Here is a 22,322-nt window from a genome sequence, read left to right as displayed (position 1 = left end):
GACGTCTTTGTTAAGAGAATGTTATGCAAAATAAGGAAGAATAATAATAACAGATAATCCTTTTGTTGCGTTGTTTTTAGCAAAAATTTCACCTTGGTGAGCGAGAATGGCTTGCTTGGCAATTGCTAGCCCTAAACCTGTACCGCCTGTGGCGCGATCTCTGGCAAGGTTTAAACGATAAAAGGGGGTGAAAAGCTCAGTTAAGGTTTCCTCAGGTACTCCCATGCCACTGTCGCTTATGTTTAACGTTACGGTTTTCTTTTCTTGGGTCAGAGTTACGTTAATAACACTGTTTGTAGGGCTGTATTTAACGGCATTGCTTAATACATTACTTATGGCGCTTGTCAGTAAGGTTTGGTCAGCTAATATCATGAGCTGACCAAGGGAGTTAAGTTCAATTTTAATGGACTTTTTATTGGCAATAAACTGTTCGTCGTGGATGATATTGTGCAGTAACTCAGTAATATTGATTTTCTCATACGTTGGCTTTTGTAAGGTGTTTTCTAAACGAGAAAGCGCTAAAACATTTTCAATCATCTGATTTAGTCGGCCAATTTCTTTTTGGCAACGTTGTAAGTATTGTTCACGTGCTTGTGGCGTGGTTGACCCTTGCTGTGCCAGACCTAGTGCCATTTGTAATCGCGTCATTGGTGAGCGAAGTTCGTGAGAAACGTCACCGATTAAGCGGCGTTGCGCGCTTTGTGTTTGTTGAATTTTTTCAGCCATTTCATTAAAGCTAGTGGCTAATTGCCCGAGTTCACCACTGAGTTGTCCAACACCTTCTACGCGGGTGTCAAAATCGCCTTGGCCTAGTTTTGTTGTTGCTTTTTTTATAAGCCGGATAGGCTTACTAAAGGAATGCGCAAGCAGCAAGCATAGCAAAAAGCTGATTAAAGTTGGTGTAAGAATTTGCACCCAATAAGGTAATGACTGAATAATTTGACTCAAGTTACGGTGTTGTAGTTTACGAGAAATAAAGAGTTGATAATCTTGGTTATTTACTTTGACTAGCACAGGGCCTACCAGCTGTGTATGTGAAAATAAACTAACCTGTGGCTGGGTAAATGAATGCTCGCTTAAGAACTGTGTTAATGCGCGTTGAATTTTTTTGGGTGAGTGTACAGCACTCACTATGTTCGCAGTATTATTAGTGCTTTTTAACCAAACGTTAAAAGGGGTTAGCATTAATCTTTTCTTTTGTTGCGTTAGTATTTCGTCAATGCTTTGCGCTTTAGCTCGCGTGATACGCCTAGCTACTTTATGTAATTGGTATAAGTCACTTTTTGTTGCTGCTTGGCTTACCACGTCATTTAGGGATTCGTTTGAGATTTTTTCTGAAATAAAACGTGTACTGATTATGGAGGTGATAGCAATGAGCCAAAACCAGACAAACAACTTAAGAGTAAATGACGAGCATAGTGCTTTTATTTTTGTAGGCATCCGCATCAGTGGCACATTAGCCCCCTTCACCGGTTAAGAATAAATAACCAGCACCGCGCACTGTTTTTATTTTTTCAACAGCACAAAAAGGTGAAAACTTTCGACGAATATTACCAACATGAACATCGATACTTCGGTCAAAAGCACTTAGCTTACGGTTTAAAACTTGCTCAGAAATATGTTCTTTAGAAATAATTTGGCCATGATTCTCTACCAATAAAGTGAGTATTTGGTATTCAGTGCCGGTTAATTCAATAGGGTTATTATGACAAGTTACCGTTCTCACGGCATGGTTCAACTCAATACCATTCACGAAGACCTGTGTGCTGTCTTGCGGCTCTGGTGCTACAGCAGCTTGGCTCGCCAACTGAATGCGACGTAAAATAGCATTAATACGGGCTAGTAATTCTTGATGATGAAACGGCTTGGCGAGGTAGTCGTCAGCGCCTAGCTCTAAACCTAGTACTTTATCGTTGTTGTCCCCTTTGGCTGTTAGCATTAACACAGGGGTTTTGTAGTCTTCACCAAGCGCCTTTAATACCTCAAAGCCATTAAGTTTAGGCATCATTACATCAAGTAAGATTAGATCAAATCTGTTGTTATAGGCTTCTTCAAGCCCAGCCTGACCGTCAAAGCAGCAGTGAACAAGAAAGCCTTGCTGGGTGAGGTAATCCACTAAAAGTTCTGCTAGCTCATGATCATCATCAATTAATAATATCTGCTTTTTATCCACGTAAACATTCACCTTATGCTTAGATAACTTCATAGCGTTATTAGCGTATTATGAAGCTTTCATCTGAACGAGGGGTTCTACTGATTGGCCAAGTACACCCAAGTTTATCGATAGTTATATATTACCTTATTCATTATAAATTTAGGCTCATTTATTTAATCTTTACCTAATCTTTACCTAATCTTTACATTGCCTTTGCGTTTCTTTGCATTGAGTTGTTTATACTTGCTTACGTAAACTAACAAACCTTTGGAGTTCATTATGAATATTATTAAACCCATGAAAAATATTGTTTCTGTTTCAACTGTGTGTGCTGTATTAGCTTTATCAGGCATCTCTTATGCTAATGTTTCTAATGACAACTTAGCCGTTGATGCACCTAAACATCACCAAGGTAAGCATCATAAAAAAAGTAAACATATGATGAGAAAAATGAGTAAATACCTTGGTTTGTCTGAGGAGCAAAGAGCGCAAATAAAAACATTAAAAACGCAAGCTAGAGAGCAAAGCGAACCATTACGCACTGAAATTCAGCAATTTAAGGCAGCTGAAAAGTTATTACTACAAGCTGAAAAATTTGATGAACAGGCTTATATTGCCTTACATGCTTCATATCAGCAAACATTTGCCCAAGCAGCATTAGCAAAGGCAAAAAACAAAAGTGCACTTTTCAATGTGTTAACGCCTGAACAACAAGAAAAGTGGTTAAGTAAAGTGGCGCAACGTAAAGCTAAAGGCGAACGCAAAGGCAAACGAAAAGACAGAAATAAAAGTACAGACAGTGAATAAAAATTAGCTATGTAAGCTAAAGGCAAATACTTTAGCCATTTGACTTTCTACCGGCTTGTCATTCATCATGGCCGGTAGAAATCGCCATTTTTTAATTGCGGTACGAATGGCGTCTTTAAAGTAATTAACGCGTTGCTGGTTAGCAAAGCGCAGGTCTTTTACTTGGCCGCTAGTGTCTATAGTAAAACTTACCTTAACTTCTAGTTCGATACCCCGACGCTTGGCGATTTTGGGGTATATAGGATCAGCAGACTCTACTTGTTCAGCATGGTGCCAGACAGGTTTTGCCACTACCCTTTCTTCGTTTAATGATTTTCGTTGTGGTGATTTTTTCAAGGAAACTTGTTGATGGTTGTTGATAAGGTTACTTGGTAAACGGCTAGCGCTAGACGTCTTTACTTTTTCTTTATTTATCATAGCGCTGTTTGGTGCAGTACTTGGTGAAGCCTTGTTGATTTGCTTATTCTTATTGTTAGTAAGTGAAGCGCTTAATTGCATTTGTTTTTGTTGGTATTTATTGCTTGTACTTTCTCGCTTGTGTGTTGTCTTTGTGCTTGAAGAGTGAAGCGCTAAAAGCTCTTTTTGTTGTACCTTGGGCAATATAGGGCGATTTGTTGACAAATTGCCTGTAGAAGGTTCTGATTGAGTTATTGTCTTTACGCCCTTGCTGTTGTCTTTGGTTGTACTAAAGGCCAAGGTATGATTGAGTGCATCTTTTGTCATCGGCGGCTTTTGGAGCGCAACCGCAGTGGTGACTGGTGCCATAAACGCATGGTTAGTGAATGCAGAAAGGGTTGCCGGTAAACCTTGTGTGCTACTTTTAGCCGTTAATGGCGTTATTTCTTTTGCTGTTAATAGCTGCTGGGCAATAACCGTATTGGCAAGTGTGTTATTAAGGGGGGTAGGCTCCAGTTGAACGGCTGGGCTACTTTTAGCAGGGGCTTTTGTTGTCTTGCCGGGCTCGCTCCATGGGCTTTGACTATACCAAATATCGAGTTGCGGAATTGTCAGTAACTGTTTGCTTGAAAGCAATAGGATTGAAAAAATAATAGTAGCGCTTGCTAACCATTTGCTGATGTTGTTACTGGGCGCACAGTGATGGCCAACTAAGCGTACTACACGCTGCTTTAAATCTCCACCAGAAGCAGCCATTGCCATATCTGGAATGGTATGGTTGTGCGAAGTAGTACACAAAGAAGCAGTGTCGGCTAATGTGTGTGCGTAAGCGATAGCATCACCACAATGTTGTACTGCAATATCGTCACTGCAATATTCACGCTCGTTGCGCATTTGCTTTGACACCCACGCAACACTTGGGTGGAAAAACAAGAGAATCTCTACCAATGTTTGTAAAAAGTTGACTAAGTAATCATGGCGGCGGATATGAGCAAGTTCATGCAATATGAGCATTTCAAGTTGCGCGTTACTTAAGCCGCTAACCATGTTTATTGGTAACAATACCACGGGCTTAAGCCAGCCTATTGCCATCGGTACTTCTATTTTTAATGAAATAAATAAGCGCGGTGTGGCCTTGACATTGATTTGTTTAGCTAGCTCAACAAATCTAGCTTGTAACGTGTCATTGGCTGCTATCACATTCTGTTGAGGGAGCTTATTCACTAGCGATATTTCTATGAGTAGCTTACTGGCTAACAACACAATAGAGAGTAACCATAAAAAAGCTAAATATGGCAGTAGTAGTGGCAAAATTTCAATAAAATTTTGATAACTAAATAATGTGTCGGGTTGCTTTAATTCTTGTATTAAAGCAGTTAATGACAACAAATCAGCGGATGAGTTCGCAGGTGCAGGCTCTGCTTGATAAATAACAAAGAAGGTAACAATAGGTAATAATAGGTTAACCAACATAGCCAGAGATGCCAAAGCATAGCGTATTTGCGGTTTATTACTATTAATAATAAGCAATGCAGACTTTAACACAGTAGCTACAAGTAGGCCTTGCCACAAGAAGTGCAATAAAGAGAGAGCTAAACTGGTAAGTAGTGGGCTATTAATTAAGTTTTCTAGCATTGCTTAGAGAGGTTTACCTTTATGTTTCTTTTTCAAGTGAATTGAGTAATTGGCGAATATCATTAATGTCTTGGGCCGACGTTTCTTCATTGATAGCACGCATGACCAATTTAGAGGTCGAGCCCCCAAATGCTTTGCTGATCAAGTCTTGAATTAAAGATGATTGCGTATGTGTTTCACTATTGGCGGCGCTATAAACATGAGCGCGATTGGTTTCATCCCGAACTACGAGAGATTTTTCATGCATTATTTGTAGTATTTTTAGTACCGTAGTGTAACCCGTCTTCTGTGTTGTACTCACTTGCTCATGTATTTGTCTAACGGTCGCAGGACCCATCTGCCAAAGAACATTGAGTAGTGATAACTCTGCCTCTGTTGGCTTTGTTGTGGATTTAGCACGTGCCATGTTTTGCCTCAAATATTTATTATATTGTATGTTTCACCCAAACGTTGAAAGAGAATGAGCTTACACTTTTATTTATGCGTCATCACTAGGATGAGCGACTCATCCTAGCTGTTGTTGAATTAACGAGCAACTGTTAATTTGAATATTGTTTTATTCTTGTTTATTTTTCGCTCTTTATAATATCGCCATAGTGTTCACCTAACCTTGTTACGGTTTCGGGACCAGCACTTGCGTTAAACTCAACCATGTTGGGTGCAAAAGCGCAAACCACGGTAGAGCCCAGTTTAAAACGCCCCATTTCATCACCTTTTTCAAAGGTAACCACATCAATGCCTGTGGCGGGATATTGCCATCTAAATATATCTTTGCCCGCTGGCGGTGTAATGGTGCCAGCCCAACTTGTCTCAATACTAGCAACGATGGTTGCACCGACAAGTACCATGGCCAAAGCACCATGGTCGGTATCAAAAATAGTAACAACACGCTCATTACGGGCAAACAAATCAGGAACATTATTTGCAGTTAAAGGGTTAACAGAAAATAACTCACCAGGCACGTAAATCATTTCGCGCAATGTAGCCGCCATTGGCATGTGAATTCTGTGGTAGTCTTTAGGCGCTAAATAAATACACGAAAACTTGCCTTTTTGAAAGGGGGCGGCTGTTCTGGCATCACCGCCTAATAAAGACGTTAAACTATAATTAAAACCTTTCGCTTGAATTAATTTTCCTTCTACAATATCGCCTTGTTGAGAAATTGCGCCGTCAACAGGGTAGCATAAGGTGTTGGCATCGGGGTCAATAGTCCTAACACCCTCGGCTAACTCGCGCGTAAAAAAATCATTAAAGGTGGCAAAATCGCTCGCGTTTTTAAGCTTGGCTTCACTCATATTGATGTTATAAGCTTTTATGAACATAGTAATGAGTTTGGTGGTTAACCACCCCATTTTGGCGGCAGCCAGCTTACCTACTAAACGAGAAATAGCATGCTTGGGCATAGCATACTGCAAACGAATTTTGACTTTGTCGCTAAAACTATTCTCTGAAGCATTATTCTGTGGTGACACGTATTCTTCCTTTATGTTCAATTTGTTTATTTGTGGTTAATATTATTTGCCGTAAGTTTACTTACTTTTAATTTATTAGCTACTCAGCACTAATCATTAAATCGCGAGGTTAAATTATTACTGTCTAAACTTGCTATAATGCGCGTAAAGCTAGCAAGACGTTTAGGGTTAATTTTGTCTTTAGGCGCAGAGGTTAAAGCGCAGCCAGGATCATTTTTATGTTTACAATCTCTAAACTTGCATAACCCTTGAAAGGGTTCAAACTCTCTAAAACCATTAAACACTTGTTCAGGTGTTAAATGCCATAGGCCAAACTCTCTAATACCAGGAGAATCAATTAAGTCGCCTCCTTCTTCAAAGTGATACAAGCGCGCCACTGTGGTGGTGTGTTGCCCTAAACCAGAGTTTTGTGAAATTTCTTGGGTAACCACGCCCAAATTTGGCATTAATGCATTGACCAAGGTTGATTTGCCTACACCTGACTGACCAACAAAAATACTGGTGTGCTGGCTTAGTTGCGTTTTTATTTCATGAATGCCTTCATTCGCTTTACTGCTGCCATATAGCACCTGATAGCCTATTTCTCTGTATATTGTTAACTGTTGCTCTATTTCACGTTGTTCATCTTGACTAAGCTCGGCCAGTAAGTCGGTTTTGTTTAACACAATGACGGGGGTGATACCTGTTTGCTCAGCAGCAACTAAATAGCGGTCAATAATATCGCTGTTAAATGTGGGTAATAATGAAGAAACAATTAAAATTTGGCTAATGTTCGCTGCAATAGGTTTTATGCCATCATAAACATCAGGCCTACTTAAGACAGAGTCGCGCTCATGCACAGCTTCAATGATGCCGCGAATGCTGTCATGATTTTCTTTACCTAAGCGCCAAAGCACTCTGTCACCACAGACTAAGGTTTTAATAGAGCGACGTAAATTACAGCGGTATACTTTACCGTTATCACATTCAACGTCAGCATGCTGACCAAAACGGCTGATAACAACGCCTTGTTGGCTGGCGCCTAAATCATCATCTTGCCACTGAACACTGTGCGCAGTTGAGTCGACTTTGCCCTGTAGTTTTTTGTCGTGATTAGCTTTAATGCGCCGTTGCTGGCTTTTAGTTAATTTTTTCTTAGCCACAAGTGTTGATCATTTTGTTTAATCCTAGTTACTTGTCGGCTATTATACTGATAATTACTATTACTAGCTATTGCTTGCGCAATTTTTAAAGGATATTTATCATGAGTAATAAGACCAATTTAATTTGGCTTGATTTAGAGATGACCGGTTTAGAGCCAGAAGTTGATGTTGTATTAGAGATGGCGACTATTGTGACCGATAGTCAATTGAATATTTTGGCAGAAGGTCCTGTTTTTGCGATTGCTCAATCAGATGATACCTTAGACAACATGAGCGAGTGGTGTATTGAACATCATGGGCGGTCAGGGTTAACGCAGCGTTGTCGTGACAGCAAAGTGAGCTTGGCTGATGCTACAGCGCAAACTATTGAGTTTGTAAAACAATATGTACCCAAGGGCGCCTCTCCTATGTGTGGTAATAGTATTGGACAAGATAGGCGCTTTATTAATAAATATATGCCTGAATTTGAAGACTATTTTCATTATCGTAACTTAGACGTCAGCACTGTAAAAGAGCTAGCCCGCCGCTGGAAACCGGAGGTTTTAGATAAGGTTGTTAAAACGGGTGCCCATTTAGCATTAGATGATATTCGAGAGTCTATCGCCGAATTAAAAGTTTACCAAGAGCATTTTTTCAAAATATAACAGTTGCTTTGCTATTTTAATGCACCGGCTACCTAAACGGGTTAGCTATAACTGAAATATTACAGTAACAGTACTCGTTTGGGCAGTTAGGGTGAAGCTTATTTGGGCTTAATAGGTGCTAGGTAAACACCTCTTAAGCCGTTATTGGCTTTACACAACCTTAAACCGACTCACGCCATTGTCAATGTTTTGTGCTAATAGTTGTACCTGGTGTGAAGCTTGGTTAGTGTCGGTTGAAATTGTTTTTGACATAATAATTAGCTCATTTAGCTCATGTAAATTGCGGTTAATATCATCGGTTACGGCGGTTTGCTCTTCTGTAGCAGTTGCGGTTTGAATAGACATATCACTTACGGTGGTAATACTGGTAAGAATGTTTGTTAATGAAGCCTCGGTTTCTTTAGCAAACTCTACAGTATTAGACACTTTTTCAAAACCATCATCTATTTGAGATACTACTTGATTTACACCTGCCTGAAGAGATTCGATCATTGTTTGTATGCTGTTTGTCGACTCTTGAGTTTTTTGGGCCAGTGTTCGTACTTCGTCAGCTACTACGGCAAAACCTCTACCTTGCTCACCGGCGCGCGCAGCTTCTATTGCCGCATTAAGTGCTAATAAATTAGTTTGTTCAGCAATGCCTCTTATAACATCAAGTACCCCAGAAATATTTTGTGAGTTTTCTGACAGTCGTTTGGTTCCCTCAGAAGCCCCTTGTATTGTTGTATAAAGTTGCTCCACTTGTACAACAGACTCGCCAATTTTCACAACACCATCTTGGGTAAAACCCATAGTATCCTTTGTTTCGTCGGCGGTTTTTAACGCGATATTAGACAATTCTTTGGTTGCCATGCTCATTTCATGTACGGCACTAACAATCATGTCGGAAGCAGTGTTTTGATTTTCAGCTACCTCACGGCCTTTTTCTGCGGAGCCTTTTAAAGCAACACTACTGGTTGATAACTGTTTAACTTCATTTCTTACGTCTAATATTAACTCTCTAAGGCTATCGATGAAGTTGTTAAAAGCAATACCAAGCTCACCAATTTCATCATTTTTTGTTACTTGTATTTTGTTGGTTAAATCCCCACCGCCAGAGGTGATATCGTCAATCCCAGTTTTCACTTCAGCTAAGCGCTTTAGTAATAGCCTTTGGCTATAAATTGCAACTGCGGTAGTAAAAATTATCACGAGAATGGCGATAGTGGCCGTCGTTAACTTAGCATTGTTATTCGACTCTTCAATTGCTTGTTGCAATAATTCAGCTTTTAAAAAAGCGCTTTCTCCAGCTTTGTTGTATAAAGCTCTTAAATTGGCAAAAGCAGTTTTTGAACTGCTTTGAGATATGGCGATTGCGCCTTGGGCATCGCCCTGGCTTTTATGTGCAATAACCTTTTTTACCTCGTCAAACCATGCTTGATATTGAGTGTCGAAGGCATTTAATGAAGAGATCACATCTGGGTATTGCTGCATTAAATCCCGGTAGTGATTAAACCTGTCTTTGGCTTGTTGCGCATTTTCGTTAATTGCATCAATATACACTGTGCTTGAGTTGGTTGCGTGTATCATTTGAATTTCGGCAACTCTTGCTTGGTATAAATCACGGTCAGCATTTAATACCGCATTAATAGCAGGCATAAAGTTATTTGGAAAAACGTTGGCGTTATTTTCTAGCTTGTCAGTCAGTGAGATATTTGCAGCGGTAATCACAATTAATGAAATTAATGCGATCACTAATGCAATTGAGTATTTTATTTTTATACTTACATTATTAAACATACAGTGGGCTCATGTTTGCGTGGGTTATTTACAGCCGAATACTGAGGCAAATCATAATTTTTGGCGCCACAGCTAATAATTTATAATTAATTGTAGAATAGTTTTATATTTTTTCCATAAACAGTCGCAAGTAGTTAGTAACTTAGCTTATTACCGCGTAAGCTATTATTTTCTTTATATTGTACTATAAACTAAGGCAATTAAAGCAAAGAAAAACATTATAATGAGTGAAATAAACCGTGTTGACGATGTGGCTGAAATAGCAAAAGTGCAACCACAAGAACAACTAAAAAAACGAAACCAATTAGTGCCATGGTACCAGCAATTCAACGCGATTTTTTTAGCTTTGTTGTTTGTTGTTATTATTGCTTTTGGTGTGGTTTCAGCTTTATTTTACCAAGCTTATATGCAAAGTAACGCACAGCTGTTGTCAGCAACACAGGCGTTAAAACAAGTTGAAGACTTACAAAAGGCAAATACCTTAGTTGCTGAGTTATTAGAGCAAAGTCAAAGGCAAAACCTTGCCACGTTACATAATGAGTTGATTGCTATCAATCGTCAACTACTGCAGCAAGACACTGTTAACACGGCGCTTTTTAAACAATGGTTGATTGAGAATAAGCTCGCAGCCGACATTGCTTTACGGCTGCAAAACAACCAAATTCGCCACCAGCAGTTAAAGCAAAGCAGTATTATTCAGTTACAATTATTACAGCTTTCGCTGGAAGCTATTATCGCAGACCAGCGGGCTAGGCATGAAAAACTTTATCAGCAACTTTCAAAAACGCAAAGCAAAATAATTATTAGCCGCGCCAATGCTTATGTGAGTGCGCTACAAATATCAAATGATTTACAACAGTTAAATGCTTTATTAGCCGATATATTAACTGCCTTTAAAGCTTTGTCGAGGCAAACACCGCCAATAAAGCTAGGCCAATTACAACGTCAAATAGTGCAAATGTTTGCTTTGCATGCGCAGTTGGTTGAAAAAACGCCGAATCAAATATTGGCACAGTTAAACCAGCAATTTGATGCCTTTAGGCGAATCGTGTTAACGGAGCAGGAAGCCATAGAAAAATGGCAAAAACATCTGGCGTTAGCGCAAGAGTACCAAGTTGTCTTAAAGAGTCAGCAACAACAAATTAAAGCGTTATTAGCCTTACCTAACTCATATAAAATAGACACTAACCGCTTGATTAATCAATTTTTAGTGCGATACAAGCTTACATTTTTAACGCAATACAGTAGTCAGTGGTCAGCGCAAAATATTGTCTTGTTTTTACTTGTTGGCCTTGCGATGTTGGCCTTGTTATTATTTTATTTATTATGGCGATTACGCGCAAAGCTTAGAGTGTCGATACAGCATAATATTGAATTAATACACAAGGCAATAGAAACACCAGAAGCCAGTGTTGCAGCTAAGTCTCTTGAAATTCAAAAAATAATAACGCAGCTGCAAAGTAGTAAAAATCCAGATAACGATAATCACCAGGCTAGCCAGCACATATTGCTGCAGCAAGACAAAAAAATAGCCGGTTTAAAACAATATAATGACCAGCTAGCATTGCGCGCTAAAGCAAAAATGATAACGCAATTGGCTGAGCAACAGCAAGGCTATCAACGACTAGAAAAGCTACTTACCATGGTAGTGCAACAATATCAAAAGGTTTGCCTTGATTATAAAGAAAACAGAGAGGGTGATATTGGCTTAACTGGGCAGCTCATGTTTTTATACCAACAATTAGCACAGCTTTCTATCGCGTTAACAGTGAAGCAAGATAGCTTCGTCCTTAACCTTAGCGATATTGACCTTGTTAATGAAGTATATGCCACTGTCTTTAACAAGCAGTTTGAACAACAGCATTATGGTAACCAGTTATTGATAAGCGTGGATAACCAACTGCTACCTAATGCTAAAATTGACAGTTCGTTATTTCATCACTTGCTTAATGTATTTATAGATATAGTGTTAGTGGATTGTCGCTCAAGCCAAGTATTATTAAAAATGGCGCTGTTAGATAAAAACCCAGGCCACCAATTGGTTCAGTTTACATGTATCGTCAATGCCGAACCATCCGCTAACTTACAGCATTTAATGGTGCAACTAAATGAGAGCCAAACACTGTTGTCAACGTCGCCATTAATAGATACATTCAAGGGGGTATTTAGTAAACTTCACGGGATTAACATTGCTACCCAACTGGTTGATAGCGGTTACCAGCTTAGCTTTGAATTACCCGTGGCGATAACGGCTACAACCAGTAGCACGCATCAAACTATCTTGAAAAGCATCCATATCTTATTGTTGTCTAATACTAGTGTATTAACGGGTGTTATAACCAATGTGTTGCTGTCAGCTGGCGGCCAAGTCACCCAAGTAGGCGACGTTAAAAACTGTCAAAACCAGTTGACAGAACAATACTTATCGCACCGTAAGTTGGATGTTTTGGTGCTGACCAGTGATATTGCTAGAACACACCTGCATTGGGTGACACAAGCCATTAATAGCTTGCCACAACCAATGCGTCCCAAATTAATGGTACTGCAGTCTAGTGACCTTACCTATGAAGAATTTGGTTTTTATGGGCAAAGTGAACAGGTGTTTTGTCAGGATACCTTCTTGCAAAATATACAAAAACTAATAGCGAGTAAAGGTTCTACTAATGAGCTAATACCGAAAGAGTCCTTTGTTGGTACAAACCTAGTGGCAAGTCATTTACCTATACTGCTTGCGGTTCACGCGCCGCAAACACATCAAAACTTACTGCGGCTATTACAGTGGTTTGGTTTTCAGGTAGATGTCATCGCGAATGCGGCAATGCAGAAAGCACGCTGGTCTACAGGGTTATACAGTTTACTTATTACTGAATTTCCTGAGTTTGCTTTCATTGAAATGGCAAGTGCGCCCCAAGTTAATATTGGTGTCTTAAGCTTAACAGAAGTTATGCCATCCAGTAATAAAGCTGGCTTTAGCCATTGGCATATTGGCAAACTAGTTTTAGCAAAAGAAAATACCATCGCAATATTATCAGAAACTTTATCACCTTGGTTAGGGCAAAAAGAGGCTATAGAATTACACAGCGATAGCAAGAGCAAAATAGGCAAGCTCTCGTTGCTAAATGAACCAATATTTTGTGATACACCAAGACAATTATTAAAGGGGAGGGCTGAGGGTAACACGATTGAAACTGAGCCACAGCCCACAACTAATAATGAAGCTGCTTTTGATTTTTCGCAGTATGTAGTGCATCAAGGAACGGCAGAGCTGGCCCTATATATGCTTGATGATTACACTAAAAATAACCACCAGCAACTTGATACATTAATTGAGTCGATAAAAGATAAAGATATTATTCAAGCAAAGGCTGCTATTGAAGCACTGGCTTTAAATGCTAAAATACTATCAGCAAAACATTTACAATCACTGTGTGGTCAATGGTTAGCACTATTAAGTGGTACTGAAATTCCTCAAAGTGTCAACACCATTAATACACTAGTAAAGGACACCCGAGCGGCGTTATTAGCCGTTGAACACTCTGCTGCTCAACTTGAATGAATATCGTCAGGCGCGCTATTTTTGTTGTGCTATTCGTTTTTATCATTAAAAATGCAGGTTTTACTATTCTAACTACAGCATGCGGACAAGAGTGAATAATCAAACATTATTATAATTTATGCGTCCCTAGGAAGGCCTTTTTCAATGGAACGAATTAAGCGGGCATTTAACCTTTGTACTGCAGTGTCATTTGGGCTTTTGTTTGTCGGTGTCATTTGTTTTGGGTTTTTGAGTTTTTGTTGTTCTATTGCCCAGCGAATATGCTCTGCAACCATATCAGAGGCAAAGGGTAGTTTATCTTCTAATAAACGAATAATGTCTTCATTCCATGGGGCATTCCCTAGTGCAACAGCAATATTGCGTTGCCAGCTTTCAAAGCCTATTCTACGGATAGGTGAGCCTGCAAATGTTGCTAAAAAATAGGCTTCATCCCAAGAAAAAAGTGTTTCGAGTGTTATTTCGTCGAGTTGATGTCTGGCTTGAAAATCATCCTCTAAACTTAGCTTGGCGTATTTATTCCAAGGGCAAATCAGCTGGCAGTCGTCACAGCCATAAATTCTATTCCCCATTAAAGGTCTTAATTCTAAAGGGATTGGATCAGGAGATTCAATGGTAAAATAAGAAATACAACGCCTAGCATCAACCACATAAGGCTCTACTATGGCTTTTGTTGGGCATATTTTGATACAAGCGACACAGGTACCACAGTCATTTGCGATCTTTTCAGACGCCGCTAGGGTGACAGGTAAGGGAATGTCTACCAGTAATTCACCAATGAAAAACCATGAGCCAGCCTCTTTATTAAGCAATAAACTGTGTTTACCAACCCAGCCTAACCCCGCTTTTGCAGCAAGCGGTCGCTCTAATATAGGGGCAGAGTCAACAAAAGGGCGGAAATTAAACCCTTCACAATAGGCAGAAATTTTCTTGCCTAGTTGCTGTAGGCGTTTACGCATAAGTTTATGGTAATCTCTGCCTAGCGCGTAACGGCTAATATAAGCGTGATCTTTTGCTTTAAGAATACGAGCACATTTAGCATCGGTAGGTAAATAATCTAACCGAACACTAATCGCCCTAACAGTGCCAGGTTCTAATTCTGCAGGGCGAGCGCGCATTAAACCATGCCTAGCCATGTAATCCATACTGCCGTGATAATTATTGGCTAACCACTTTTCAAGTGCTTGTTCATGCATCGACAAATCAATGTCGGTAATACCGAGTTGAGAAAACCCCAGCTCATTGCCCCAGTCTTTGATTTTTTCCACCAAAAGGGCATAGTCTATAGCATGTTTGTTCGTCGTTGTGTCAGTCATTGTAAGAGCATACCTGCTATCGCACAGCCTAGATTGCCAGAGATAGTTGATATCAGTAAATAGCGTTAATTTAGGCGTCAGTTTAGCACAATTGCTTAGAGCAAAATATAATGGGCAGGTATAATGGTGTTATTAACCGGTTAATATCAAAAAAACATGACTCCTTTTGTATATCATATATTCACCAGCCAGTAGGTGATATTATTGCCAGTAATAACGATTTTGTGGCATGCTATACCATGATGAATTTACACTGTAGTGATAATTTCTAGGCTCACTAGGTAAGTTAACCAATCAATTAAGCACTAAACTAACAGTTTGAGAATCAATGAAAAAACAAGAATACCGCTTACCCGATGAAGCAGCAACTGTCGCACTTGGCGCCAGTCTAGCAAAAGTATTGCACCAGCAAAGTGAGCAACATCTTACGCAACAATCTTTAGTTGTGTATTTACATGGTGATTTAGGCGCAGGAAAAACGACTCTAACACGAGGCTTTGTTCGCGAAATGGGGCATCAAGGTAATGTAAAAAGCCCAACATATACGTTAGTAGAACCGTATGAACTGCCACCTTGGCAAGTGTATCACTTTGACCTTTACCGCCTAAGTGACCCAGAAGAATTAGAATATATGGGTATTCGTGATTATTTTTCTGATAATTGCTGTTGTTTTATTGAATGGCCAGACAAGGGGATAGGCCTCTTGGCTGATGCCGATATAAATATTAATATGGCCTATCAAGGTGAGCAGCGAGTAGTTGCACTTCAGGCCTGTACGGCACGTGGCGAAGATGTTTTGCTACAACTAGCAGGCGCCATGAATTAACATTGTATTAAGTTCATTAGCCGAGCGAGATAAAGCGAGTTAGTGCAAATTGTATTTTTATAGCCTAACGAAGTTGTGGTAGCTGGGGATATTAACGGTTGTTAAATGTGCTTGAAGTTTATATTATTTACCTTTGTTACTTGAGCTAACTACCTACATTAATTCGTTCGGTTTAACTTTAGGGTTTTATATGCGTCTGTTATCTTACATTGCCGCTACAGTACTTTGGCTTTCATTAGCAATGGCAGTATTTGCTGTGTGTGGTGTTTCAGCTAGCACAAATAGTATTGATGGCATTCGTGTTTGGCCTGCTCCTGAAAGTACGCGCATTGTTTTTGACCTTAAGGCTAAACCCGATTATAAATATTTTTCTTTAAGCAAACCAAATCGCTTAGTGATTGACTTTCAAAACACGCAAAATAATATAAGTTTAGCAACGCTTGCAAATAATGATCCCCGCATTAAGCTTTTTCGCACCAGCACTGCAAAGTCAACAGGGAGTACTCGTTTAGTTCTAGAGTTAGCGAAAAATTACCCTCTGTCTGTTTTTCCGCTTGCACCGGCAGGGCAATACGGTGATAGGCTAGTGATAGACTTATATGATAAGAGTGATAAGCCAACCCCTGCTAAACAAACTAACCCAGATGGTCAGCGTGATATTATTATTGCGATTGTTGCAGGGCATGGTGGTGATGATCCTGGCTCTATTGGTGCAAAAGGAACTTACGAGAAACATGTTACGTTGGCCATTGCTAAAAAGTTGGCCGCGTTAATTGATCAGCGTAAGGGCTTTAAAGCGGTAATGATTAGAACGGGTGACTATTATGTTACCCATAATCGAAAAACAGAATTAGCGAGAAAAAATAAGGCGGATTTACTGATATCTATTCATGCCGATGCGTTTGTCTCACCAGGGCCACATGGTGCCTCAGTTTTAGTACAGTCCTCTAGGCGAGCAAACTCGGAATTTACCCGCTGGATTGCTAATCGGCAGGAAGAGTCTGAATTATTGGGTGGGGCAGGCGACACTATTAAGCTAACCAAAGATAAGAACTTAGCTTTTACTCTTGCTGACATGAAAAAAGAATACACTATGGCTAGCAGTTATGAATTTGCTTTGCATGTCATCGATGAACTAAAACAAGTGACCAAGCTTCACAAAAAAAAACCAGAAGGCCTAAGCTTAGCGGTTTTAAAGTCATCTGATATTCCGTCTGTTTTAATTGAAACGGGTTTTATTTCTAACCCAGTTGAAGAAAAAAACCTTAATAGTAAGCGCCATCAGCAAAAATTGGCAAATGCGATATATAATGCCGTTGATAGTTATTTTCAAGCCAATACATTACCAGGTACACTGTTAGCATCTACAGGTATGCAAAAGCATAAAGTGCGCAGTGGTGAATCATTATCTGTGATAGCACAACGTTATAAAATATCAGTAGCGACCATAAAGTCGGCTAATAACTTAACATCTAACGTATTGAAAATTGGCCAAACGTTAAAGATCCCTCGTAACGGTTAGCACTTTTTAATGAAACCTTGTGTCAGTTACCAAGTGGAAACACTATCTATGGACAAATACGTGACTAACCACCTAAAAACAAGCTCCTTAAACGCTCACCTTGAGAAATTAGAATATCTATGACAATAGCAATACTGCCAGCGCGATTAGCCAACCAAATTGCCGCCGGTGAAGTAGTAGAAAGGCCAGCATCGGTAATTAAAGAGCTAGTTGAAAATAGCTTAGATGCTGGTGCAACTAATATCACTATTGATGTAGATAAGGGAGGGGTTAAGCGTATTCGTATTAGCGACAATGGTATTGGCATTGCCAAAGATGAATTAACCTTAGCGCTAAGTCGTCACGCCACCAGTAAAATAAAGGACTTAAGCGATTTAGAAGCAATCAGCAGTTTAGGTTTTCGTGGCGAAGCACTGGCCAGTATTAGCTCGGTAGCAAGATTAACTATAACCTCTAAACCACAAAGCCAAGAAACAGCATGGCATGCAAGTGCTGAAGGACGCGACATGGCGGTTACCATAAAACCCGCAGCGCACCCTGATGGTACAACAATAGAAGTGTTAGATTTGTTTTTTAACACCCCAGCAAGGCGTAAATTTTTACGCACTGAAAAAACAGAATTTAACCATATAGACGAAGTTATACGACGTATTGCACTTGCTCGTTTTGATGTTAGCTTTTTGTTAACCCATAATGGCAAAACTATTCGTCAATATCGCGCTGCAAACACACACACACAAAGCGCGAAACGTGTTGCTATGGTTTGTGGGCAAAAATTTATTGATAACGCGATAGAAGTTCACTGCCAGCATGACGATATGTTATTTACCGGGTGGTTAGCTAAGCCTAGTTTTGTTCGTAATCAAAATGATCTTTGCTATAGCTATGTGAACGGGAGAATGATGCGTGATAAATTAATTAACCATGCTATTCGTCAAGCTTATGCTAATTTGCTGCCCACCGATACTTACCCAGCCTTTGTGTTATTTTTAACGCTGGACCACCGCGAAGTTGATGTTAACGTGCATCCAGCCAAACATGAAGTGCGTTTTCATCAAAGTCGCTATGTGCATGACTTTATTTACTCTGTTTGTCACAAAGCACTCATGGAAAGTAACCAAACACTGGCATTAGACGAACAAGCCACAGCAACTTTGCAAGCGGGAGTAGCAACAGACAAGGTACAAGAAGCGGTACAATATCAACGCCCTGACTATGTCACACCTTTAACATCTTTGTCGCCAAGCCAGCACCAAGCAAGCCAATTTCACACGGCTAATGTTCAAGAGCAGCAACAAACACCTGCCTCTCAGGTTAGCGAGCAGGCATATAGGTCTAGCGGTACTACGAATAATGACTATACCAACCCCGCTATTACCCAAACTGCTGCGGAAAACTATCAACAGTTGATGACCCCAAATACAAGTGTTAACACAGAGCAAAGCACTAATAGGCAAAGTAATTACAGTGAAGGCACAGCTGTTGTAAGTAAAGTTCACTCCAGCGCTGATGACGCAGCCTTGAATGAAAGTAGCGCATTCTTTATTGGGCTTGAGCAAGGAAAGTATGGTGTCTTTAAACAACAGGGCAGTCTACGGCTCTTGTCCTTGTTATCAGTGGCATACGCGGTAAACAAAAATAAATTGTTGTTACACTGGCAACCTAATGAAACCAAGGCCAATAAAGGGTTAATTAGCCAACCTTTATTGCTGCCTGTTATGTTACAGCTAACAGAGCAACAAATGATTCGCGTGCAACATTATCAAGACTCACTAGCACTAGCGGGTATTTTGGTTAATGTTGACCATAAAAGCGCTAAAGGGCGTGTACAAATAAGGCAGTTTCCTGCCTTGCTACGCGAGCAAGATGTCAATGCAAGCTTTATGGCGACTGTGGAGGCATTACCCTGTCCAGAGCGCAGCGACCAGTTAGCCGGTCAGCAATTAAAGAATACTGCGAAAAAAGAGGATGAAAACTTTATTATTTCGGCTATTGCCCAGGCTATGGTTGCTAAAAACTATGATGAAGGACAGGCAGAAACGTTATGGTGTGAAGCGCAAAAATTTTTATCAGCACAAGAAATAGCAACTATACTCTTGAAATCAGTACCAGTAGACCTCACATCTAGTATTAAGCAATTACTAGCACTGACTGGGGCTAAACACTAAGCTTTGCTGCCAGTTAACCAACACGAGATTATACTTTAGTGTCAATAAACAGTTTAACCAAACAACCCCCTGTTATTTGTTTAATGGGACCAACAGCTTCGGGTAAAACCGCCTTAGCTATGGCACTGTCTGACGCTTTACCCTGTGATATTATTAGTGTTGACTCGGCTTTAATTTACCGAGATATGGATATCGGTACCGCTAAACCCACAGCAGATGAATTGGCCCAATACCCGCACCGTTTAATAAACCTTAAAGATGCAGCACAAAGCTATTCCGCAGCCGATTTTTGTCAAGATGCCTTGGCTGAAATAGCAAAAATTAGGGCAAATAACCGAATTCCCTTACTTGTCGGGGGAACTATGATGTACTTTAAAAGTCTTATTGAAGGTATTTCGCCACTGCCAGCCGCGAATAGCGAAGTGCGCAAGCAAATTGAACAAGAAGCTACTGAGCAGGGTTGGGAAAAAATTCATCAACAATTAGCACTTATCGACCCTATATCAGCACAACGTATTCACCCGAATGATCCACAACGGTTAATACGCGCGTTAGAGGTTTACCGCTTAACAGGGCAAAGTATGACAGAGCTAACGCAAACGAAAGGAGCTAAGCTTGATGGCGATATATTGCAGTTTGCTATTACACCTAAAGAGCGTAGTACTTTACACGAACGCATTGAATTACGTTATCAACAAATGATAGCCCAAGGGTTTGAACAAGAAGTGCAAGCGTTAAAAAAGCGCAAAGACTTGCATGAAAACTTACCGTCAATTCGTTGTGTTGGCTATCGTCAAATGTGGCAATACCTTAATGGTGATTATAACCACAAAGAAATGATTTTTAGAGGTGTGTGTGCAACAAGGCAGTTGGCTAAACGCCAACTAACCTGGCTAAGAAGTTGGCCAGACTTACAATGGCTAACAACAGATGATAGCGATAATTTATCATACGTCTTAGCCGCAGTAGGTAATAGTGAGTAAGTATATGCGTATTTAATATAAATAATTAGCAAATAAATAGTTACAATAATATCTCACTAAAGATAAAATATCGTATGAATGATTAAGCAATATTGAAATATTGATGTATAATTAATTAGTTATATGGTTGAGTTAAGAACAAACTATCATTACTCTAAAAAAATAATTTAGATTAATAACTTTCTTCAATAATAAGAAAAAGGAGCCATAAAATGGCAAAAGGTCAATCTTTACAAGACCCATTTTTGAATGCTTTACGTCGTGATCGCATCCCAGTTGCAATTTATTTAGTCAATGGTATTAAATTACAAGGGCAAGTAGAATCGTTCGATCAATTTGTGATTTTGTTAAAAAACACAGTGAGTCAAATGGTTTATAAGCATGCTATCTCAACGGTAGTGCCAGCACGTGCGGTAAACACAGCACCTGTAGCTAACGAACCAGAGTCAGCAGAATAAAATCTGCGTTAATGTTTTACTCAATCTTATGTATAGCGACTTATACGTGACTGATAAGTTGGTATTCGTGTCACATAAATATGGCTTTTTTGAAAGAGTATATTCTCTTAGCTTAACCGTCATTTTTTCTAAGGTTTAATGCCGTTGTTTGATCGTTATCAAGCAGGTGAGCAAGCGGTGCTTGTTCACTTAGACTTTCCAGATGAAAGCACCCGAGAAGACTTAACTGAATTTAAAATGTTAGTTTCTTCGGCGGGAGTAAATGAGCTAACTGTTATTACGGGTAAACGTGGTACACCACACCCTAAATTTTTTGTGGGTTCGGGTAAAGCAGAAGAAGTTGCGGAAGCAGTGCGTTTTTTTGGCGCTAACGTTGTATTATTTAATCATAGCCTTTCACCCTCTCAAGAAAAAAACCTTGAAACTTTATGTCAATGCCGCGTTGTTGACCGTACCACACTCATTCTTGATATTTTCGCGCAACGTGCCCGTACACATGAAGGTAAATTACAGGTAGAGTTAGCCCAACTACGCCACATGAGTAGCCGCCTTATTCGAGGTTGGACACACTTAGAACGACAAAAAGGTGGGGTTGGTTTACGTGGTCCTGGGGAAACACAGCTAGAAACCGATAGACGTTTATTACATGAACGTATGGTTAATATTCGTAAACGTTTAGCAAAAGTTGAGCGACAAAGGCAGCAAGGACGACGTTCGCGAACGAGGGCGGAGCTACCAACACTCTCATTAGTTGGTTATACCAACGCAGGAAAATCAACTTTATTTAATCGGTTAACGCAGTCTAGCGTTTATGCAGCAGATCAACTCTTTGCTACACTTGACCCAACGTTAAGACGTATTGAAATTGAGGGAGTTGGCGGTGTTATTTTAGCTGATACGGTAGGGTTTATTCGTCATCTACCACATGATTTAGTCGCTGCCTTTAAAGCAACATTAACCGAAACACGTGAAGCAGAGTTATTATTACATGTGGTTGATATTTACGATGATAGACGCAGCGAAAATATTGAACAAGTAGACTATGTCTTATCTGAAATAGAAGCCGATGACGTGCCTCAGCTTATGATTTGTAATAAAATTGATATGTTAGATGACGTAGAGCCTCGAATAGACAGAGATGACCAAGGGCGTCCTATACGTGTTTGGTTATCAGCACAGGCTAACATTGGCATTGAGTTGTTTTTTAGCGCACTGACAGAGCGCTTGGGTAATCAAGTATTTGAATCAACATTGGTTATCCCACCTAAGGCTGGCAAGCTTCGTGGCACTTTGTATCAATTAAATGGTATTCAAAGCGAACACTATGACGATCAAGGATATTGTCACCTTGCTATTAAACTGCCTAAACGAGAATGGAACCGATTACTAAAACAAGAAGAAACGAATGACATTGAAAAATACGTTCAACTATAGCATTAATGCTTAATATATTGCCGATTAATGTG

At 39.8% G+C, this 22,322-nt stretch carries 17 protein-coding genes; 9 read left to right on the top strand and 8 right to left on the bottom strand.

Annotation, left to right across the window (positions count from 1 at the left end; translation table 11 throughout):
- Nucleotides 1–21: 21 nt before the first annotated feature.
- Together AC0UA9_RS05565 and AC0UA9_RS05560 are read right to left on the bottom strand one after the other, a co-directional pair.
- Nucleotides 22–1,446 carry an ATP-binding protein gene (locus AC0UA9_RS05565; protein ID WP_475658199.1) on the bottom strand — a complete coding sequence of 475 codons (1,425 nt, stop codon included), beginning with the start codon at nucleotides 1,444–1,446 and terminating at the stop codon, nucleotides 22–24.
- Nucleotides 1,447–1,456: 10 nt separating this feature from the next.
- Nucleotides 1,457–2,173 (bottom strand): response regulator transcription factor, encoded by a 717-nt coding sequence (locus AC0UA9_RS05560; protein ID WP_475658084.1) that lies wholly within the window; start codon nucleotides 2,171–2,173, stop codon nucleotides 1,457–1,459.
- A 261-nt stretch (nucleotides 2,174–2,434) separates the two neighbouring features.
- Here AC0UA9_RS05560 and AC0UA9_RS05555 point away from each other — a divergent pair, with 261 nt between their 5' ends.
- Nucleotides 2,435–2,962, top strand: a complete 528-nt coding sequence (locus tag AC0UA9_RS05555; RefSeq protein ID WP_475658081.1) for a Spy/CpxP family protein refolding chaperone — start codon at nucleotides 2,435–2,437, stop codon at nucleotides 2,960–2,962.
- A gap of 3 nt (nucleotides 2,963–2,965) precedes the next feature.
- Here AC0UA9_RS05555 and AC0UA9_RS05550 read toward each other — a convergent pair whose 3' ends face one another.
- The 4 genes from AC0UA9_RS05550 to rsgA form a co-directional block, all read right to left on the bottom strand.
- On the bottom strand, nucleotides 2,966–4,993 hold the full coding sequence (locus AC0UA9_RS05550; protein ID WP_475658080.1) for a M56 family metallopeptidase: 2,028 nt from the start codon (nucleotides 4,991–4,993) through the stop codon (nucleotides 2,966–2,968).
- 19 nt (nucleotides 4,994–5,012) lie between these two features.
- Nucleotides 5,013–5,399, bottom strand: coding sequence for a BlaI/MecI/CopY family transcriptional regulator (locus tag AC0UA9_RS05545; RefSeq protein ID WP_475658078.1), 387 nt, complete (start codon nucleotides 5,397–5,399; stop codon nucleotides 5,013–5,015).
- 160 nt (nucleotides 5,400–5,559) lie between these two features.
- Nucleotides 5,560–6,396, bottom strand: a complete 837-nt coding sequence (gene asd / locus AC0UA9_RS05540; RefSeq protein WP_475658196.1) for an archaetidylserine decarboxylase — start codon at nucleotides 6,394–6,396, stop codon at nucleotides 5,560–5,562.
- A 158-nt stretch (nucleotides 6,397–6,554) separates the two neighbouring features.
- Entirely contained in the window at nucleotides 6,555–7,607 is a 1,053-nt protein-coding gene (gene rsgA / locus AC0UA9_RS05535) for a small ribosomal subunit biogenesis GTPase RsgA (protein ID WP_475658077.1), read from the bottom strand.
- A 98-nt stretch (nucleotides 7,608–7,705) separates the two neighbouring features.
- Between rsgA and orn the strand changes: the two genes are divergently transcribed.
- The gene (gene orn, locus AC0UA9_RS05530) at nucleotides 7,706–8,251 is read left to right on the top strand and encodes an oligoribonuclease (RefSeq protein WP_475658193.1); all 546 of its coding nucleotides are present in this window, start codon (nucleotides 7,706–7,708) and stop codon (nucleotides 8,249–8,251) included.
- Between the two features lie 150 nt (nucleotides 8,252–8,401).
- Here orn and AC0UA9_RS05525 read toward each other — a convergent pair whose 3' ends face one another.
- Nucleotides 8,402–10,030 carry a methyl-accepting chemotaxis protein gene (locus AC0UA9_RS05525; protein ID WP_475658075.1) on the bottom strand — a complete coding sequence of 543 codons (1,629 nt, stop codon included), beginning with the start codon at nucleotides 10,028–10,030 and terminating at the stop codon, nucleotides 8,402–8,404.
- Between the two features lie 223 nt (nucleotides 10,031–10,253).
- Here AC0UA9_RS05525 and AC0UA9_RS05520 point away from each other — a divergent pair, with 223 nt between their 5' ends.
- Nucleotides 10,254–13,586: a hypothetical protein gene (locus tag AC0UA9_RS05520; RefSeq protein WP_475658073.1), complete on the top strand. Its 3,333-nt coding sequence runs from the start codon at nucleotides 10,254–10,256 to the stop codon at nucleotides 13,584–13,586.
- Nucleotides 13,587–13,702: 116 nt separating this feature from the next.
- Here the strand turns inward: AC0UA9_RS05520 and queG are convergent, their stop codons facing one another.
- Nucleotides 13,703–14,899 (bottom strand): tRNA epoxyqueuosine(34) reductase QueG, encoded by a 1,197-nt coding sequence (gene queG / locus AC0UA9_RS05515; protein ID WP_475658071.1) that lies wholly within the window; start codon nucleotides 14,897–14,899, stop codon nucleotides 13,703–13,705.
- A gap of 328 nt (nucleotides 14,900–15,227) precedes the next feature.
- Between queG and tsaE the strand changes: the two genes are divergently transcribed.
- The 6 genes from tsaE (at nucleotide 15,228) to hflX (ending at nucleotide 22,290) form a co-directional block, all read left to right on the top strand.
- Nucleotides 15,228–15,725 (top strand): tRNA (adenosine(37)-N6)-threonylcarbamoyltransferase complex ATPase subunit type 1 TsaE, encoded by a 498-nt coding sequence (tsaE, locus tag AC0UA9_RS05510; RefSeq protein WP_475658070.1) that lies wholly within the window; start codon nucleotides 15,228–15,230, stop codon nucleotides 15,723–15,725.
- Between the two features lie 190 nt (nucleotides 15,726–15,915).
- A complete protein-coding gene (locus tag AC0UA9_RS05505) occupies nucleotides 15,916–17,247 on the top strand; it encodes an N-acetylmuramoyl-L-alanine amidase (RefSeq protein ID WP_475658069.1) in 1,332 nt (443 codons plus the stop codon).
- 119 nt (nucleotides 17,248–17,366) lie between these two features.
- Entirely contained in the window at nucleotides 17,367–19,415 is a 2,049-nt protein-coding gene (gene mutL / locus AC0UA9_RS05500) for a DNA mismatch repair endonuclease MutL (protein WP_475658066.1), read from the top strand.
- Between the two features lie 83 nt (nucleotides 19,416–19,498).
- A complete protein-coding gene (gene miaA / locus AC0UA9_RS05495) occupies nucleotides 19,499–20,398 on the top strand; it encodes a tRNA (adenosine(37)-N6)-dimethylallyltransferase MiaA (RefSeq protein ID WP_475658191.1) in 900 nt (299 codons plus the stop codon).
- 212 nt (nucleotides 20,399–20,610) lie between these two features.
- Nucleotides 20,611–20,856 (top strand): RNA chaperone Hfq, encoded by a 246-nt coding sequence (gene hfq / locus AC0UA9_RS05490; RefSeq protein WP_475658062.1) that lies wholly within the window; start codon nucleotides 20,611–20,613, stop codon nucleotides 20,854–20,856.
- 144 nt (nucleotides 20,857–21,000) lie between these two features.
- The gene (hflX, locus tag AC0UA9_RS05485; RefSeq protein ID WP_475658060.1) at nucleotides 21,001–22,290 is read left to right on the top strand and encodes a ribosome rescue GTPase HflX; all 1,290 of its coding nucleotides are present in this window, start codon (nucleotides 21,001–21,003) and stop codon (nucleotides 22,288–22,290) included.
- Nucleotides 22,291–22,322: the final 32 nt, after the last annotated feature.

It is taken from the genome of Colwellia sp. F1 (genome assembly GCF_056238625.1).
This window is presented reverse-complemented; position numbering and strand designations above follow the sequence as displayed.

What these genes read in the sequence shown, in the direction of transcription:
- AC0UA9_RS05520 (WP_475658073.1), top strand. Translation starts at nt 10,254, where the DNA reads ATGAGTGAAATAAACCGTGTTGACGATGTGGCTGAAATAGCAAAAGTG.
- queG (WP_475658071.1), bottom strand. Translation starts at nt 14,899, where the DNA reads ATGACTGACACAACGACGAACAAACATGCTATAGACTATGCCCTTTTG.
- tsaE (WP_475658070.1), top strand. Translation starts at nt 15,228, where the DNA reads ATGAAAAAACAAGAATACCGCTTACCCGATGAAGCAGCAACTGTCGCA.
- hfq (WP_475658062.1), top strand. Translation starts at nt 20,611, where the DNA reads ATGGCAAAAGGTCAATCTTTACAAGACCCATTTTTGAATGCTTTACGT.
- mutL (WP_475658066.1), top strand. Translation starts at nt 17,367, where the DNA reads ATGACAATAGCAATACTGCCAGCGCGATTAGCCAACCAAATTGCCGCC.
- AC0UA9_RS05555 (WP_475658081.1), top strand. Translation starts at nt 2,435, where the DNA reads ATGAATATTATTAAACCCATGAAAAATATTGTTTCTGTTTCAACTGTG.
- AC0UA9_RS05525 (WP_475658075.1), bottom strand. Translation starts at nt 10,030, where the DNA reads ATGTTTAATAATGTAAGTATAAAAATAAAATACTCAATTGCATTAGTG.
- AC0UA9_RS05550 (WP_475658080.1), bottom strand. Translation starts at nt 4,993, where the DNA reads ATGCTAGAAAACTTAATTAATAGCCCACTACTTACCAGTTTAGCTCTC.
- AC0UA9_RS05505 (WP_475658069.1), top strand. Translation starts at nt 15,916, where the DNA reads ATGCGTCTGTTATCTTACATTGCCGCTACAGTACTTTGGCTTTCATTA.
- AC0UA9_RS05545 (WP_475658078.1), bottom strand. Translation starts at nt 5,399, where the DNA reads ATGGCACGTGCTAAATCCACAACAAAGCCAACAGAGGCAGAGTTATCA.
- miaA (WP_475658191.1), top strand. Translation starts at nt 19,499, where the DNA reads ATGGGACCAACAGCTTCGGGTAAAACCGCCTTAGCTATGGCACTGTCT.
- AC0UA9_RS05565 (WP_475658199.1), bottom strand. Translation starts at nt 1,446, where the DNA reads ATGCGGATGCCTACAAAAATAAAAGCACTATGCTCGTCATTTACTCTT.
- asd (WP_475658196.1), bottom strand. Translation starts at nt 6,396, where the DNA reads ATGCCCAAGCATGCTATTTCTCGTTTAGTAGGTAAGCTGGCTGCCGCC.